This window comes from Pseudomonas sp. BLCC-B112 (assembly GCF_028550695.1).
In the GTDB taxonomy this organism is placed as follows: Bacteria; Pseudomonadota; Gammaproteobacteria; order Pseudomonadales; family Pseudomonadaceae; genus Aquipseudomonas; species Aquipseudomonas danubii.
Genome location: NZ_JAQQGK010000006.1, coordinates 379,118 through 392,388, shown reverse-complemented (window position 1 = coordinate 392,388; position 13,271 = coordinate 379,118). Strand labels below are relative to the sequence as shown.

The 13,271-nt window shown below is 62.9% G+C and carries 15 protein-coding genes and 1 other RNA gene; 10 read left to right on the top strand and 6 right to left on the bottom strand.

Annotated features, from left to right (window positions below; genetic code table 11):
* Positions 1–106 precede the first annotated feature (106 nt).
* The gene (locus PQT43_RS18330; protein WP_102881236.1) at positions 107–556 is read right to left on the bottom strand and encodes an EVE domain-containing protein; all 450 of its coding nucleotides are present in this window, start codon (positions 554–556) and stop codon (positions 107–109) included.
* Positions 557–603: 47 nt separating this feature from the next.
* On the opposite strand from PQT43_RS18330, the gene PQT43_RS18325 reads away from it, so the two are divergent.
* Positions 604–900 (top strand): hypothetical protein, encoded by a 297-nt coding sequence (locus tag PQT43_RS18325; RefSeq protein ID WP_102862188.1) that lies wholly within the window; start codon positions 604–606, stop codon positions 898–900.
* A 33-nt stretch (positions 901–933) separates the two neighbouring features.
* Here the strand turns inward: PQT43_RS18325 and PQT43_RS18320 are convergent, their stop codons facing one another.
* From PQT43_RS18320 to PQT43_RS18305, 4 genes are all read right to left on the bottom strand, one after another.
* Complete coding sequence (locus tag PQT43_RS18320) at positions 934–1,539, bottom strand: 5-formyltetrahydrofolate cyclo-ligase (RefSeq protein WP_272754403.1); 606 nt, start codon at positions 1,537–1,539, stop codon at positions 934–936.
* 89 nt (positions 1,540–1,628) lie between these two features.
* A non-coding RNA gene (gene ssrS / locus PQT43_RS18315) (6S RNA) lies at positions 1,629–1,807 on the bottom strand.
* 23 nt (positions 1,808–1,830) lie between these two features.
* Positions 1,831–2,154 carry a cell division protein ZapA gene (locus tag PQT43_RS18310; RefSeq protein ID WP_016962902.1) on the bottom strand — a complete coding sequence of 108 codons (324 nt, stop codon included), beginning with the start codon at positions 2,152–2,154 and terminating at the stop codon, positions 1,831–1,833.
* Entirely contained in the window at positions 2,151–2,360 is a 210-nt protein-coding gene (locus PQT43_RS18305) for a TIGR02449 family protein (protein ID WP_011064144.1), read from the bottom strand. The genes PQT43_RS18310 and PQT43_RS18305 overlap by 4 nt, the downstream gene beginning before the upstream one ends.
* A 234-nt stretch (positions 2,361–2,594) precedes the next feature.
* Between PQT43_RS18305 and PQT43_RS18300 the strand changes: the two genes are divergently transcribed.
* The 9 genes from PQT43_RS18300 (at position 2,595) to gcvH (ending at position 11,953) form a co-directional block, all read left to right on the top strand.
* Entirely contained in the window at positions 2,595–3,152 is a 558-nt protein-coding gene (locus tag PQT43_RS18300) for a YecA/YgfB family protein (RefSeq protein ID WP_272754402.1), read from the top strand.
* Positions 3,153–3,175: 23 nt separating this feature from the next.
* Positions 3,176–4,510, top strand: a complete 1,335-nt coding sequence (gene pepP / locus PQT43_RS18295) for a Xaa-Pro aminopeptidase (protein ID WP_272754401.1) — start codon at positions 3,176–3,178, stop codon at positions 4,508–4,510.
* The gene (gene ubiH, locus PQT43_RS18290; protein ID WP_272754400.1) at positions 4,507–5,694 is read left to right on the top strand and encodes a 2-octaprenyl-6-methoxyphenyl hydroxylase; all 1,188 of its coding nucleotides are present in this window, start codon (positions 4,507–4,509) and stop codon (positions 5,692–5,694) included. The genes pepP and ubiH overlap by 4 nt, the downstream gene beginning before the upstream one ends.
* Positions 5,687–6,172 carry a DUF4442 domain-containing protein gene (locus tag PQT43_RS18285; protein ID WP_102881233.1) on the top strand — a complete coding sequence of 162 codons (486 nt, stop codon included), beginning with the start codon at positions 5,687–5,689 and terminating at the stop codon, positions 6,170–6,172. The genes ubiH and PQT43_RS18285 overlap by 8 nt, the downstream gene beginning before the upstream one ends.
* A 9-nt stretch (positions 6,173–6,181) precedes the next feature.
* Positions 6,182–7,399, top strand: coding sequence for a 2-octaprenyl-3-methyl-6-methoxy-1,4-benzoquinol hydroxylase (locus PQT43_RS18280; protein WP_170001849.1), 1,218 nt, complete (start codon positions 6,182–6,184; stop codon positions 7,397–7,399).
* A gap of 137 nt (positions 7,400–7,536) precedes the next feature.
* Positions 7,537–8,538 (top strand): extracellular solute-binding protein, encoded by a 1,002-nt coding sequence (locus tag PQT43_RS18275; protein ID WP_123390009.1) that lies wholly within the window; start codon positions 7,537–7,539, stop codon positions 8,536–8,538.
* Positions 8,539–8,663: 125 nt separating this feature from the next.
* Positions 8,664–10,280, top strand: coding sequence for an ABC transporter permease (locus PQT43_RS18270; RefSeq protein ID WP_102881231.1), 1,617 nt, complete (start codon positions 8,664–8,666; stop codon positions 10,278–10,280).
* A 154-nt stretch (positions 10,281–10,434) separates the two neighbouring features.
* On the top strand, positions 10,435–11,517 hold the full coding sequence (gcvT, locus tag PQT43_RS18265; protein WP_102862179.1) for a glycine cleavage system aminomethyltransferase GcvT: 1,083 nt from the start codon (positions 10,435–10,437) through the stop codon (positions 11,515–11,517).
* Between the two features lie 52 nt (positions 11,518–11,569).
* On the top strand, positions 11,570–11,953 hold the full coding sequence (gcvH, locus tag PQT43_RS18260) for a glycine cleavage system protein GcvH (protein WP_102881230.1): 384 nt from the start codon (positions 11,570–11,572) through the stop codon (positions 11,951–11,953).
* Positions 11,954–12,014: 61 nt separating this feature from the next.
* Here the strand turns inward: gcvH and PQT43_RS18255 are convergent, their stop codons facing one another.
* On the bottom strand, positions 12,015–13,154 hold the full coding sequence (locus PQT43_RS18255; RefSeq protein WP_253084071.1) for a DegT/DnrJ/EryC1/StrS family aminotransferase: 1,140 nt from the start codon (positions 13,152–13,154) through the stop codon (positions 12,015–12,017).
* Positions 13,155–13,271 lie beyond the last annotated feature (117 nt).

Sequence of the window (13,271 nt, the reverse complement as noted above, 5' to 3'; positions counted from 1 at the left end):
GCCAAGCCTAAACCTATTGTTCGCAGGCTGCATGGCGATCGGGGCAAAAAAAGCTGGCGCCAGTGCCGTTGCGCTTGCCAGGCCACGGCACACCGGGGCGGGTTGCTCAACGTAGAGAGAGCACTGCCGCCCATTGCTCTGCGGTCACTGGCATGACTGACAGGCGACTGCCTTTTTGCACCAGGGGCATTTCAGCGAGGGCAGTCTGCTGCTTGAGATAGTCCAGGCGCAGGACCTTGCTGAAGGTTTCCACGTGGGCTACGTCGATTGCGCTCCAGGCATTTTTCTCGGCGCTGGACTTGGGGTCGAAGTAGACGCTGTCCGGTTCCAGGGCGGTGGGGTCCGGGTAGGCCGCCTTGATGATTTGGCCTATGCCGGCGATGCCTGGCTCCGGACAACTGGAGTGGTAGAAGAAGAACTCATCGCCGACGGCCATGGCGCGCAGGAAGTTGCGTGCCTGGTAGTTGCGCACACCGTCCCAACGGGCCTTTCCAAGCTTGTTCAGGTCCTGGATCGAGAGTTCGTCTGGCTCGGATTTCATCAGCCAATAGGCCATGTTTCTTACCCTCCAAAGGGTGGTTGGGCAGGTTGTCGGAGGATTTTATGACAAACCGACAGTCGGTTGACGCCAGCATTTGCGTGTCGGTTCACGTTATCGCAGAATGCCGGGATTTTAAGCTTGACGCTGCTGCACGGCCTGTTATGGAAACCGTTGCTGTCATCGTGTGTGACTTGCCCGAGGGGGGGCAATCGATGAAACGCCAACCGGATTTACTATGGATTTTGGTTATTTTGTTCGGTTTGGGCGTTGTGACCACCGGTTATGCGCAGAGCTTATGGGCCAACAAGACCGATGCCCCGATCGAGATTGCCCAACAGCCGCAACCCTTCAAGCGTTGAATCCGTCCCGGCGTCGCTGAGCCAGCGCGACGTCTATCGGGCGCAGTACCATCCCTGATCAGTCACGGTGCCCTGTAGCGGCACATCCCAGCTGGCCTGATCCAGTCTCGCGACCTTCTGACATTCATGGGCCAGCCCCAGCAGCTTCGGCTTGCACCAGCTCTTGCGCCGCGCCAGGTAAGCCAGGCTGCGGTCGTAGAAGCCGCCGCCCATTCCCAGGCGTCCACCGTCTTCGTCAAATCCCACCAAGGGCAGGAGCACCAGATCCAGCGCCCAGACCTTGCGTTGGCGTGCGACGTTGATCCTGGGTTCGAGGATGCGAAAGCGGTTGGGGCGCAGTTTTTCTCCGGGCCGTACGCGCTGGAAGACCATCTTGGTCCGTGGCCAGGCACTGAGCACAGGCAGGTACGTGGCCTTGCCCCGGCGTTGCGCGGCACGTAGCAGCAGGCGCGGATCGATCTCTCCGTCAGTGGGCAGGTACAGGGACAGGTGTCGGGCTCGGCGAAACACTGGATTGTGCGCCAGCTGGCGGTACAGTCCGCTGGCGGCCTGGCGTTGCTGGGCAGGTGTCAGGGAGCGACGGGCTTTACGCAGCATGCGTCGAAGTTGCGGGCGGGAAAGCGGCGCAGGTTCGGTCATGGAGGAGGCTATGGAAAGTCGGACATGGCAGAACAGCCTACCCGGAAAAACCAATGCCAGCATGGATAACTGGCATTGGCTGAGAATTCAGGCTCCCCAGGCGAACCGCTGTCGACTTAGCCCTTGAACCCGAAAGTTCAAGGCGGAAGATGCAGCAGGCTTTAAGGCTTTCCGTCTAGCGGACATGCACACCAGCCCAACGTGCAACTTCCAGGGTAGTGCGAATCGGCTCAGGGACATCGCCAACTGGCAAGCACCCCAGGGAGTGGCGGGAGTATACCGCAACCGCTGTCAGGAATCAGCCTTGCTTGCGTCCGAATCGGTGGCCAGGACCAGGTCGACGCGTTCCAGAAGATCGCGCACTTGTTCGCGAGTGGTGGCGCTGGCCTGCACATCCGGACGCTCCTGGCGGTGCAGCAGATCGTGGGTGATGTTCAGCGCGGCCATGACCGCGATGCGATCGGCACCGATGACTTTGCCGCTGCTACGGATCTCGCGCATCTTGCCGTCCAGGTAACGGGCTGCGCTCACCAGATTGCTGCGCTCTTCCTGGGGGCAGATGATCGAATACTCTTTGTCGAGGATCTGCACGGTAACGCTATTGCTTGAACTCATGAGTCTTGCTCCAGGGCCTTGAGGCGCGAAATCATCGATTCGACCTTACGCCGGGCGATTTCGTTTTTTTCAATGAGGTGCGCGCGTTCCTCGCGCCAGGTCTTTTCCTGAGCTAATAAGAGTGCGTTTTGACTCTTTAGTTGCTCGACCCGGGTAATAAGCAGTTCGAGTCTGGCCATCAGTGCGTGCAGGTCGGTGTCTTCCATTGTGTCCCACTGAAGTTGGTCTGATGAGTGGCAACTGGCTGGGCAGCGCCTGGACGGCCCGATCAGTCCTGGCGCATCGGGTGCTGTCGGTCGGCAATCTGTCCGTCGCCTCAGGCCCCGCGGACCGCTGTAACGGGGCGCAAGGCGCAACGCGGCGCTGGCAATGAATGATGACACGCCCTACGATACAAGGCCTTCATTCTAGACATTGCGCCGCTTGGCGCCTAGCTGCCCATGCCCATTCAGAATTCCCCGTACAACGCCTTCGCCACCCTGCTCAGCAGCAGCGGTCATCCTGTTTCTCCTGCCGAATTGCACGGCCTGTTGCTGGGCCGTAGTTGCGCTGGCGCCGGCTTCGAGGTCGACGGCTGGCTGGTGGACGCTTCCGAGCTGCTCGAAGGCGAGCCACAAGAAAATGTGCGCAACGCCCTGATCGGCCTGCAGGAAATGGTCAAGGGCGAGCTCACCAGCGACGACATGACCGTGGTCCTGCTGCTGCCCAGCGACGACGCGCCATTGACCGAACGTGCCGCGGCCCTGGGCCAATGGTGCCAGGGTTTCCTCGCCGGTTTCGGCCTCAATTCCCGTGACAGCAGCGCCCTGAGCGTCGAGGCCACGGAAGTGTTGCAGGACCTTGCAGCCATCGCTCAGGTACAGGATGCGCTGGAAGAGTCCGACGACGGTGAAAGCGACTACATGGAAGTGATGGAGTACCTGCGGGTCGCGCCATTGCTGCTGTTCACCGAAACCAACAAGACCGTTGCACCGGCTACCAAGCCTTCTCTGCACTGACTGACAGGGAACTGCATCTGCCCATGACTCATATCCCTAGAGCGGAATACAGCCGTCGCCGCAAGGCGCTCATGGCGCAGATGGAGCCCAACAGCATCGCGATCCTGCCGGCGGCGGCCGTGGCCATTCGCAACCGCGATGTGGAGCACGTCTACCGCCAGGACAGCGATTTCCAATACCTCAGCGGTTTTCCCGAGCCCCAGGCCGTGATCGTGCTGATGCCCGGTCGCGAGCATGGCGAGTACGTGCTGTTCTGCCGTGAGCGCAATGCCGAGCGGGAGCTGTGGGATGGCCTGCGGGCTGGCCAGGAAGGCGCGATCCGTGACTACGGTGCGGACGATGCGTTTCCCATCACTGATATCGACGACATTCTCCCGGGGCTGATCGAAGGTCGTGACCGGGTCTATTCGGCCATGGGCAGCAACCCCGAGTTCGATCGCCACCTGATGGACTGGATCAACGTGATCCGCTCTAAAGCGCACCTCGGCGCCCAGCCGCCGAACGAATTCGTTGCCCTGGATCATTTGCTGCACGACATGCGCCTGTATAAATCGGCGGCGGAAGTGAAGGTGATGCGCGAAGCCGCACGGATTTCCGCCCAGGCCCATATCCGGGCCATGCAGGCCAGTCGCCCCGGATTGCACGAGTTCAGTCTGGAAGCCGAGCTGGACTACGAGTTCCGCAAGGGCGGGGCGAAGATGCCGGCTTATGGTTCCATCGTCGCGGCCGGGCGCAACAGCTGCATCCTGCACTACCAACAGAATGATGCCCTGCTCAAGGACGGTGATCTGGTGTTGATCGACGCCGGTTGTGAAATCGACTGCTATGCCAGTGATATCACCCGGACCTGGCCGGTCAACGGTAAGTTCTCGCCCGAGCAGAAGGCGATCTACGAACTGGTGCTGGCGGCCCAGGAAGCGGCGTTTGCCGAGATCGCCCCGAACAAGCACTGGAACCAGGCCCATGAGGCAACGGTCCGGGTGATCACCGCCGGTCTGGTGAAGTTGGGTCTGCTGGAAGGCGCAGTCGACGAGCTGATTGCCAGTGAGGCTTACAAGACGTTTTACATGCACCGCGCCGGGCATTGGCTGGGCATGGATGTACACGATGTCGGCGAGTACAAGGTCGGCGGCGAGTGGCGGGTGTTGGAGGTCGGCATGGCGCTGACCGTGGAGCCGGGCATCTACATCTCCCCGGACAACCAGCAAGTGGCGAAGAAGTGGCGCGGCATTGGCGTGCGCATCGAGGACGACGTGGTAGTGACCAAGCAGGGCTGTGAAATTCTGACAAGCGGCGTGCCGAAAAGCGTCGCCGAGATCGAGGCGCTGATGGCAGCAGCCCGAGTTCAGGCCTCATGAGCCGGGTCAATCTGGCCATCATCGGTGGCGGCCTGGTCGGCGCAAGCCTGGCCCTGGCCCTGCAGGCCGGAGCCAAGGCCCGCGGCTGGAAGATCGTGCTGATCGAACCCTTCGCCCCTGGCGGCAGCTTCCAGCCCAGCTACGATGCGCGTTCTTCGGCACTGTCCTTTGGCGCCCGACAGATCTACCAGCGCCTGGGCTTGTGGCAAGCGATCTCCCGGCGCGCCGAGCCGATCAAGCAGATTCATGTGTCCGACCGTGGGCGGTTTTCCACTGCGCGCCTGTCGGCCATGGAAGAAGGGGTTCCGGCCCTGGGTTATGTGGTGGAAAACGCCTGGCTCGGTCAATGCCTGTGGCAAGGACTGGACAAGGACGTGATCAGCTGGCGCTGTCCGGCGGAGGTCACTCGCCTGGAGCCTCTGGAAGGCGGTTATCGCCTGACCCTGAATGACGAAACCACACTGGAATGCGACCTCGCGGTGCTCGCCGACGGTGGCCGCTCCGGCCTGCGCGAACAATTGGGTATCGGGGTCAAGAATCGCCCCTATAACCAGAGCGCGCTGATTGCCAACATCACCCCCAGCGAAGCCCACAACGGCATGGCCTTCGAGCGCTTCACCGATGACGGGCCGATGGCGTTGCTGCCATTGCCGGAAAATCGCTGCGCGCTGATCTGGACCCGCCAGGGCATGGACGCTCAGCGTCTGGCCGACCTGGATGACCGGAGTTTCCTCAGTGAGTTGCAGGGCGTGTTCGGTTACCGCCTGGGCACCTTGAAACAAGTGGGGGCGCGGCATTTGTATCCGCTGTCCCTGGTAGAAGCCGAAGAACAGGTGCGCTCCCATCTGGTGGTGCTGGGCAATGCCGCCCACAGCCTGCATCCGATTGCCGGACAGGGCTTCAACCTGTCGCTGCGTGATGCCCAGGCCCTGGCGGATGCCTTGCTGGCCAGCGAGCAGCTGCCGGGCGATTTTGCCGTGCTGCAGGCTTATCGCGAGCGCCAGCGCCTGGACCAGAGCCTGACCGTGGGTTTCTCCGATCAGGTCACGCGGCTGTTCGGCAGCAAGCTGCCGCTGCTGTCGGTGGGGCGCAATCTTGGCTTGCTCGGACTGGACCTGCTGCCCCCGGCCAAGCGCTGGTTCGCGCGCCAGGCCATGGGCCTGGGCACTCGTCCGGATGCGTGAGTGGCTGACTCGACGTGTCGGCAAGGCACGCTTGCTGCGCTGGGTGATGAACCTGTATCCGCCCTATCTGGGGGCAGGTGTGCGGATTCGCCAGATCAGCGCGGATTTCCGCGAAGTCCAGGTCTCCATGGGGCTGGGCTGGTACAACCGCAACTATGTCGGCACCCAGTTCGGTGGCAGCCTGTATTCGATGGTGGACCCGTTTTTCATGCTGATGCTGATGGAGAACCTGGGACGCGACTACATCGTCTGGGACAAGGCCGCGGCCATCGACTTCATCGCCCCGGGCAAGGGGCCGGTGTTTGCTCGGTTCAGCATTGACCAGGCGCTGCTCGACGAAGTGCGCCAGCAGACCGCAACGGGCGAGAAGTACCTGCCGCAGTTGCAGGTAGAGATTCATGACGGCTCCGGCACCCTGGTGGCGCGGGTCGATAAAACCCTTTATGTGCGGCTCAAGCCGCAAGCGAGACAGGCCTAAAGCATGGAAATGCGCGCAGATGTGCTGATTGTCGGAGCCGGAATGGTCGGCAGTGCCTTGGCGTTGGCGTTGCAGGGCAGCGGCCTGGAAGTGCTGCTGCTCGATGGCGGCTCCCTGAGTGTCAAACCCTTCGACGCCGAGTCGCCATTCGAACCCCGGGTCAGTGCCTTGTCGGCCGCCAGCCAGCGGATTCTGCAGCGCCTTGGCGCCTGGGACGGTATTGCCGCACGGCGCAGTAGCCCCTACTGCGACATGCAGGTCTGGGACGGCAGCGGCACCGGGCAGATTCACTTCTCGGCCTCCAGCGTGCATGCCGAGGTGTTGGGGCATATCGTCGAGAACCGCGTGGTTCAGGATGCCTTGCTTGAGCGTTTGCACGAGTGCGACATCGGTTTGTTGGCCAATGCCCGCCTGGAGCAGATGCGCCGCTCCGGCGATGACTGGTTGCTGACCCTGGCGGACGGCCGGGTCCTGCGGGCACCTTTGGTCATCGCCGCCGATGGCGCCAACTCGGCCGTGCGTCGCCTGGCCGGCTGCGCCACCCGGGAGTGGGATTACCTGCATCACGCCATCGTCACCAGTGTGCGCAGCAGCCAGCCCCATCAATTGACCGCCTGGCAGCGATTCACCGACACCGGCCCGTTGGCGTTTCTGCCGTTGGTACGGGACGGGCAGCACGACTGGTGCTCCATCGTCTGGTCCACCACGCCCACCGAGGCCGAGCGCTTGATGGCCCTGGATGACGCCGCGTTTTGCGCTGAGCTGGAGCGTGCCTTCGAAGGTCGCCTGGGCACAGTGCTCAGCGCCGACCCTCGGCTTTGCGTGCCGCTCCGCCAGCGCCACGCCAAGCGCTACGTGGCCGAAGGCCTGGCCCTGATCGGCGACGCCGCCCATACCATTCATCCGCTGGCGGGACAGGGGGTCAACCTGGGTTTCCTCGATGCCGCGGTGCTGGCCGAAGTACTGCTGCAAGCGGCCAGCCGTGGCGAGCGCTTGGCCGAGGTCAAGGTACTGAGCCGTTTCGAGCGTCGGCGCATGCCTCACAACCTGGCGCTGATGGCGGCCATGGAAGGCTTCGAGCGGCTGTTCCAGGCCGATCCGTTGCCGCTGCGCTGGCTGCGCAACACTGGCCTGAAGATGGTCGACCAGATGCCCGAGGCCAAGGCGCTGTTCGTGCGTCAGGCACTTGGCCTGAGCGGCGATCTACCGGAGCTGGCCCAAGCGTAGGCGCCGGCTGGCCGGCGGAGCTTCCTGGCGGACGACCCTACGCAACATCTGGTAACGTCTCGACGCCAGGTTCGGTTGAGAAGGCAAATGGGAGTCCTTATCATTTCGCCTCATTTTATAATTGAGAGACTGCTCCCATGTTGGCACCGAAGCGTCTACTGACCGCCCTGGCACTCACTTTCATCGGCACCGCCGCCCATGCTGCCGATGAAGTCGTGGTCTACTCCTCGCGTATCGATGAGCTGATCAAGCCGGTGTTCGATGCCTACACCCAGAAGACCGGGGTGAAGATCAAGTTCATCACCGACAAGGAAGCGCCGCTGATGCAGCGGATCAAGGCCGAGGGCGAAAACGCCACCGCCGACCTGCTGCTCACCGTAGACGCCGGCAACCTCTGGCAGGCCGAGCAGATGGGCATCCTGCAACCGTTCACCTCCAAGGTCATCGACAGCAACATCCCTCTGCAATACCGCTCTTCCAACCACGCCTGGACCGGCCTGAGCCTGCGGGCGCGGACCCTGGCCTACTCCACCGAGCGGGTCAAACCTTCCGAACTGACCACCTATGAAGCCCTGGCCGGCAAGCAGTGGGAAGGCCGTCTGTGCCTGCGTAGCGCGAAGAAGGTCTACAACCAGTCGCTGACTGCCACCTTGATCGAGACCCACGGCGCGGCGAAGACCGAAGAGATCATCAAGGGCTGGGTCAACAACCTGTCCACCGATGTGTTCTCCGATGACATCGCGGTGTTGGATGCGATCAACGCCGGCCAATGCGACGTTGGCATCGTCAACACCTACTATTACGGCCGCCTGCACAAGCAGAAGCCCGACCTGGCGGTAAAACTGTTCTGGCCGAACCAGGGCGATCGCGGGGTGCACGTCAACCTGTCGGGTATTGGCCTGACCAAGTACGCGCCGCATCCGGAGGCGGCCAAGGCGCTGGTGGAGTGGATGACCACGCCTGAAGCGCAGAAGATCTTTGCCGACGTCAACCAGGAGTTCCCGGCCAACCCGGCGGTGGCGCCTTCTGCGGAAGTGGCCAGTTGGGGCAAGTTCGTGGCCGATACCCTGCCGGTTGAGATCGCCGGCAAGCGCCAGGCCGAGGCCATTCGCTTGATGGACCGCGCTGGCTGGAACTGAGACTGCCGTTATACTGCGCCCCGCTTTTGCGGGGCGTTTTGTTTAACGGCCTGCCATAGGAGCGGGCTTGCCCGCGATGGCGCCGCCGCTTCCCCTTGTACGTTCCACCTGCCCGAGAGTTCTTTGTGGCCCATCCTGCCCAACGTCGCTGGTATCCCCTGGTCTTCGCCGTAGCGGCCCTGGTCCTGTTGCCGCTGAGTGTGCTGCTGCTGTCCTGGCAGGCCGTCGACCAGCAGATCTGGTCTCACCTGTGGGACACGCAGATGCCGCGTCTGTTGAGCAACACCCTGACCCTGGTGTTCGGGGTCGGCGTTGGCGTCACGCTGCTGGGGGTGAGCCTGGCCTGGCTCACCAGCCTCTGCGAGTTTCCCGGGCGGCGCTGGCTGGATTGGGCGCTGATGCTGCCCTTCGCGATCCCGGCCTATGTACTGGCCTTTGTCTTCGTCGGCCTGCTGGATTTTTCCGGACCGGTGCAAAGTCTGCTACGGGAATGGTTCGGCACAGGCTTGCGGCTACCGAGAGTGCGCTCCACCGGCGGCGTGATCCTGGTGCTGGTGCTGGTGTTCTATCCCTACGTCTACCTGTTGGCACGCAACGCCTTCCTGGCCCAGGGCAAAGGGTTGATGGAGGCCGCTCGGGTGCTTGGGCAGTCGCCCTGGCAGGCTTTTTGGCGCGTGGCGCTGCCGATGGCGCGGCCGGCCATCGGCGCTGGGGTCGCCCTGGCACTGATGGAGACCCTGGCGGATTTCGGCGCGGTGTCGGTGTTCAACTTCGACACCTTCACTACCGCTATCTACAAGACCTGGTACGGGTTTTTCAGTCTATCCAGTGCCGCGCAACTGGCCAGCCTGTTGCTACTGGCGGTGATGCTGGTGCTGTACGGCGAGCGGCGGGCCCGCGGCGCCAGTCGCACCGGCAACGAGCGGCCCCGGGGCAAGGCGCTGTACCACCTGTCTGGGCTCAAGGCCATGGCGGCTACGGGCTGGTGCCTGCTGGTATTTGCCTGTGCCTTCGTGATCCCGCTGCTGCAACTGCTGGTGTGGTTCTGGCAGCGCGGGCGCTTCGACCTGGATGAGCGCTATGCCGGGCTGATTGTCCACACCCTGTACCTGGGAGGCATGGCGGCGCTGATCACCGTCAGCGTGGCTTTGCTGTTGGCATTCGCCCGACGCTTGGCGCCGACCCGAGGCATCCGCGCCGGGGTTAGCCTGGCCAATCTCGGTTACGCCTTGCCCGGCTCGGTGCTGGCGGTATCGATCATGCTGGCCTTCAGCTATCTGGACCGGGAACTGGTGATTCCGTTGTCCGGCTGGTTGGGCGGGGCCGGCAAGCCGCTGTTGCTGGGTAGCCTGTCCGCCTTGTTGCTGGCCTACCTGGTGCGTTTTATCGCGGTGGCCTACGGACCGCTGGAAAACAGCCTGGAGCGGATTCGCCCGTCGCTGCCTGAAGCCGCGCGCAGCCTGGGGGTGGGTGGGCCGCGACTGTTTTTCAAAGTGTATCTACCGCTGTTGCTGCCCGGGACCCTGAGCGCGGCCTTGCTGGTGTTCGTCGATGTGCTCAAGGAAATGCCCGCCACCTTGCTGATGCGCCCGTTCGGCTGGGACACGCTGGCGGTGCGGATCTTCGAGATGACCAGCGAAGGGGAGTGGGCCCGGGCCTCGTTGCCGGCGCTGACCCTGGTGCTGGTGGGGCTGCTGCCGGTGATTGGCCTGATTCGTCGCTCGGCCCATCGAATCGGTTAGGTGCCAGCCTTCCACCTTGCGGCTACAATGCGCGGCATTCGGTGCGGCCTGTTGTTTGGCCGGGACGCTGAAATCGGCTGCAAGCCATCTATTTCAAGGCTTTCACCCTAGCAGCGCCAGTCCGCACCCTCGCCACGCCCGGAAGGAGAAACCCATGGGACAGCGTACGCCTCTGTATGACCTGCATCTCGCCCTCGGCGCGAAAATGGTCGATTTTGGCGGTTGGGATATGCCTTTGCATTACGGCTCGCAGGTCGAGGAGCACCATCAGGTGCGACGTGATTGCGGTGTGTTCGATGTATCGCACATGACCGTGATCGATGTCAGCGGCGCTCAGGCCAAGGCCTGGCTCCAGCACTTGCTGGCCAATGATGTCGAACGTTTGCAGCACCCTGGCCAGGCCTTGTACAGCACCATGCTCAATGAGCGCGGCGGCATCGTCGACGACATGATCGTCTATCGCCTCGAGGACGCTTATCGCCTCGCGCTCAACGCCGCCACCCGGGACCAGGATCTGGCCTGGATGCAGGCGCAGTTGGGTGAGTTCCAGGTGCAACTGCGCGAGCGACCGGAGCTGGCCATGCTGGCGATCCAGGGACCTCAGGCCCGGCACAAGATCGCCGAGCTGGTGACCCAGTCCCGTGGCGCCCTGATTCAACAGCTCAAGCCTTTCGAAGCCGGCACCGACGGTGACTGGTTCATCGCCCGCACCGGCTACACCGGTGAGGATGGACTGGAAATCGTCCTGCCCGCCGATCAGGCGCCGGCCTTTTTCAACGATCTGGTGGGAGCGGGGATCTCGCCCATCGGCCTGGGCGCCCGGGATACCCTGCGCCTGGAAGCCGGCATGAACCTCTACGGCCAGGATATTCACCAGGATGTTTCGCCCTTGGCGGCGAACATGGCCTGGAGCATTGCCTGGGAGCCGTCGTCACGCAAATTCATCGGTCGTACCGCTCTGGAGGCCGAGCGAGCGTCCGGGGTGAAGCAGAAACTGGTGGGGTTGGTACTGGAAGAGCGTGGGGTTTTGCGCGCGCATCAAGTGGTTCGCATCGCCGATGTTGGCGAAGGTGAGATCACCAGTGGTAGTTTCTCCCCTACGCTGAGTAAATCGATCGCACTGGCGCGGGTGCCGATGGCCACCGCTGACCGTGCCGAAGTGGAAATCCGCGGCAAGTGGTACCCGGTCCGGGTGGTCAAACCGACCTTCGTGCGCCACGGCAAGACCTTGATCTAACTATTTCCAGCCGGCATTGCGCCGCTGACACTTCTTTTTGAGGACACAGAACATGAGCGATATCCCTGCCCACCTGCGTTTTGCCGATAGTCACGAATGGGCCCGTCTGGAAGCTGACGGCAGTGTGACCGTGGGTATTAGCGACCACGCCCAGGAAGCCCTGGGTGATGTGGTATTCGTCGAGCTGACGGAAGTTGGCAACGTGTTTGGCGCAGGGGACCAGGCGGGCGTGGTGGAATCGGTCAAGGCCGCTTCCGACATCTATGCCCCGGTGGCCGGTGAAGTGATCGCCGTCAACGAAGAGCTGAGCGCCAGCCCCGAGCTGCTCAACAGCGACCCCTACGGCGCCTGGATCTTCAAGCTCAAGCCAAGCAACCCGGCCGATCTGGAGAAACTGCTGGACGCCGCCGGCTACAAGGCCGCTATCGGCGAGTAAGTCGCTCCTGCAAGCAGGCCCGCTCCCGTTGTGCAGGAGCGAGCTTGCTCGCGAAGGCCCTTTAAGCCTGCAACACCTCTTTCACCGCCGCCACCGCACGTTCCACGTCGGCCTTGCTCATGGCAGTGAACATCGGCAACGAGACGATCAGACGACCGACCCGTTCCGCCACCGGGAACATTCCCTCCTTGAAGCCGCGCTCGCGGTACAGGCTCAGCAAGTGAATCGGCGGATAGTGATAGCCGATGCCGATGCCCCGTTCCTGCATCTGCTTCATGAAGGCGGCACGAGCCGGCTTGCCGTCCTTGCGCTCCGGCAGCACCAGCTGGAACAGGTGCCAGTTGCTGTTGCTGAAGTCCGCCGGCGGTAGTTGGGCGCCATAGCGAGTTTCGAAGTCGCTGCCAAAGCACTCGAAGTAATGTCGGGCCAGCTCGCGGCGGTGGGCGGTGATTGCCTCGATATGGGCAAACTGCCCCAGGCCGATGGCAGCGGCGACGTCGGTCATGTTGAACTTGCCCCCCAGTACATCCACATCCAGACCGTCGAAGCCGTTGCGGGTGACCCCTTGCAGGCGGTACTTCTCGGCCAGGCGCACTTCTTCAGGTGTATTGAGTACCAGGCAGCCGCCCTCGGAGGAGGTGACGTTCTTGTTGGCCTGGAAGCTGAAGGACACGAAGTCGCCACCGGCGCCGATGCGTTGGCCATTCCAGCTGGAACCCAGGGCCTGGGCGGCGTCCTCCACGACTCGCAGGTTGTGTTGTCGGGCCAGGGCGTACAGGCGGGTCATGTCCACCGGCAAGCCGGCCAGGAACACCGGGATGATGGCTTTGGTGCGTGGCGTAATAGCAGCTTCCACCTGGGCCAGGTCGATGTTGCGGGTGATCGGATCAATGTCGGCGAACACCGGCGTGGCACCCACTTCGAGAATCACGTTGGCGGTGGCCACCCAGGAAATCGGCGTGGTGATGACTTCATCTCCAGGGCCGATGCCGGCGATGCGCAAGGCGATCTCCATGGTGCAGGTGCCTGAGTTGAAGGTACGCACGGTGCGTCCGCCGAAGAACTCCGAGAGCTGGGCTTCGAACGCCTGGACCTTGGGGCCGCTGGTGATCCAGCCCGAACGCAGCACTTCGCCGACGGCGGCGATGGTGGATTCATCGATGGTGGGTTTGGAGAACGGCAGGAAAGGCGGTTGGCTCATGACGATGGGGCACCCGATAAGCGGACGATGAGAGCAGGGGTTGCGGCGCACCGGGGCTGGCGCGCGGACGCCCTGCATGATGGTACCGATTGCCTCGGGATGCCAGCGCGTCGACGC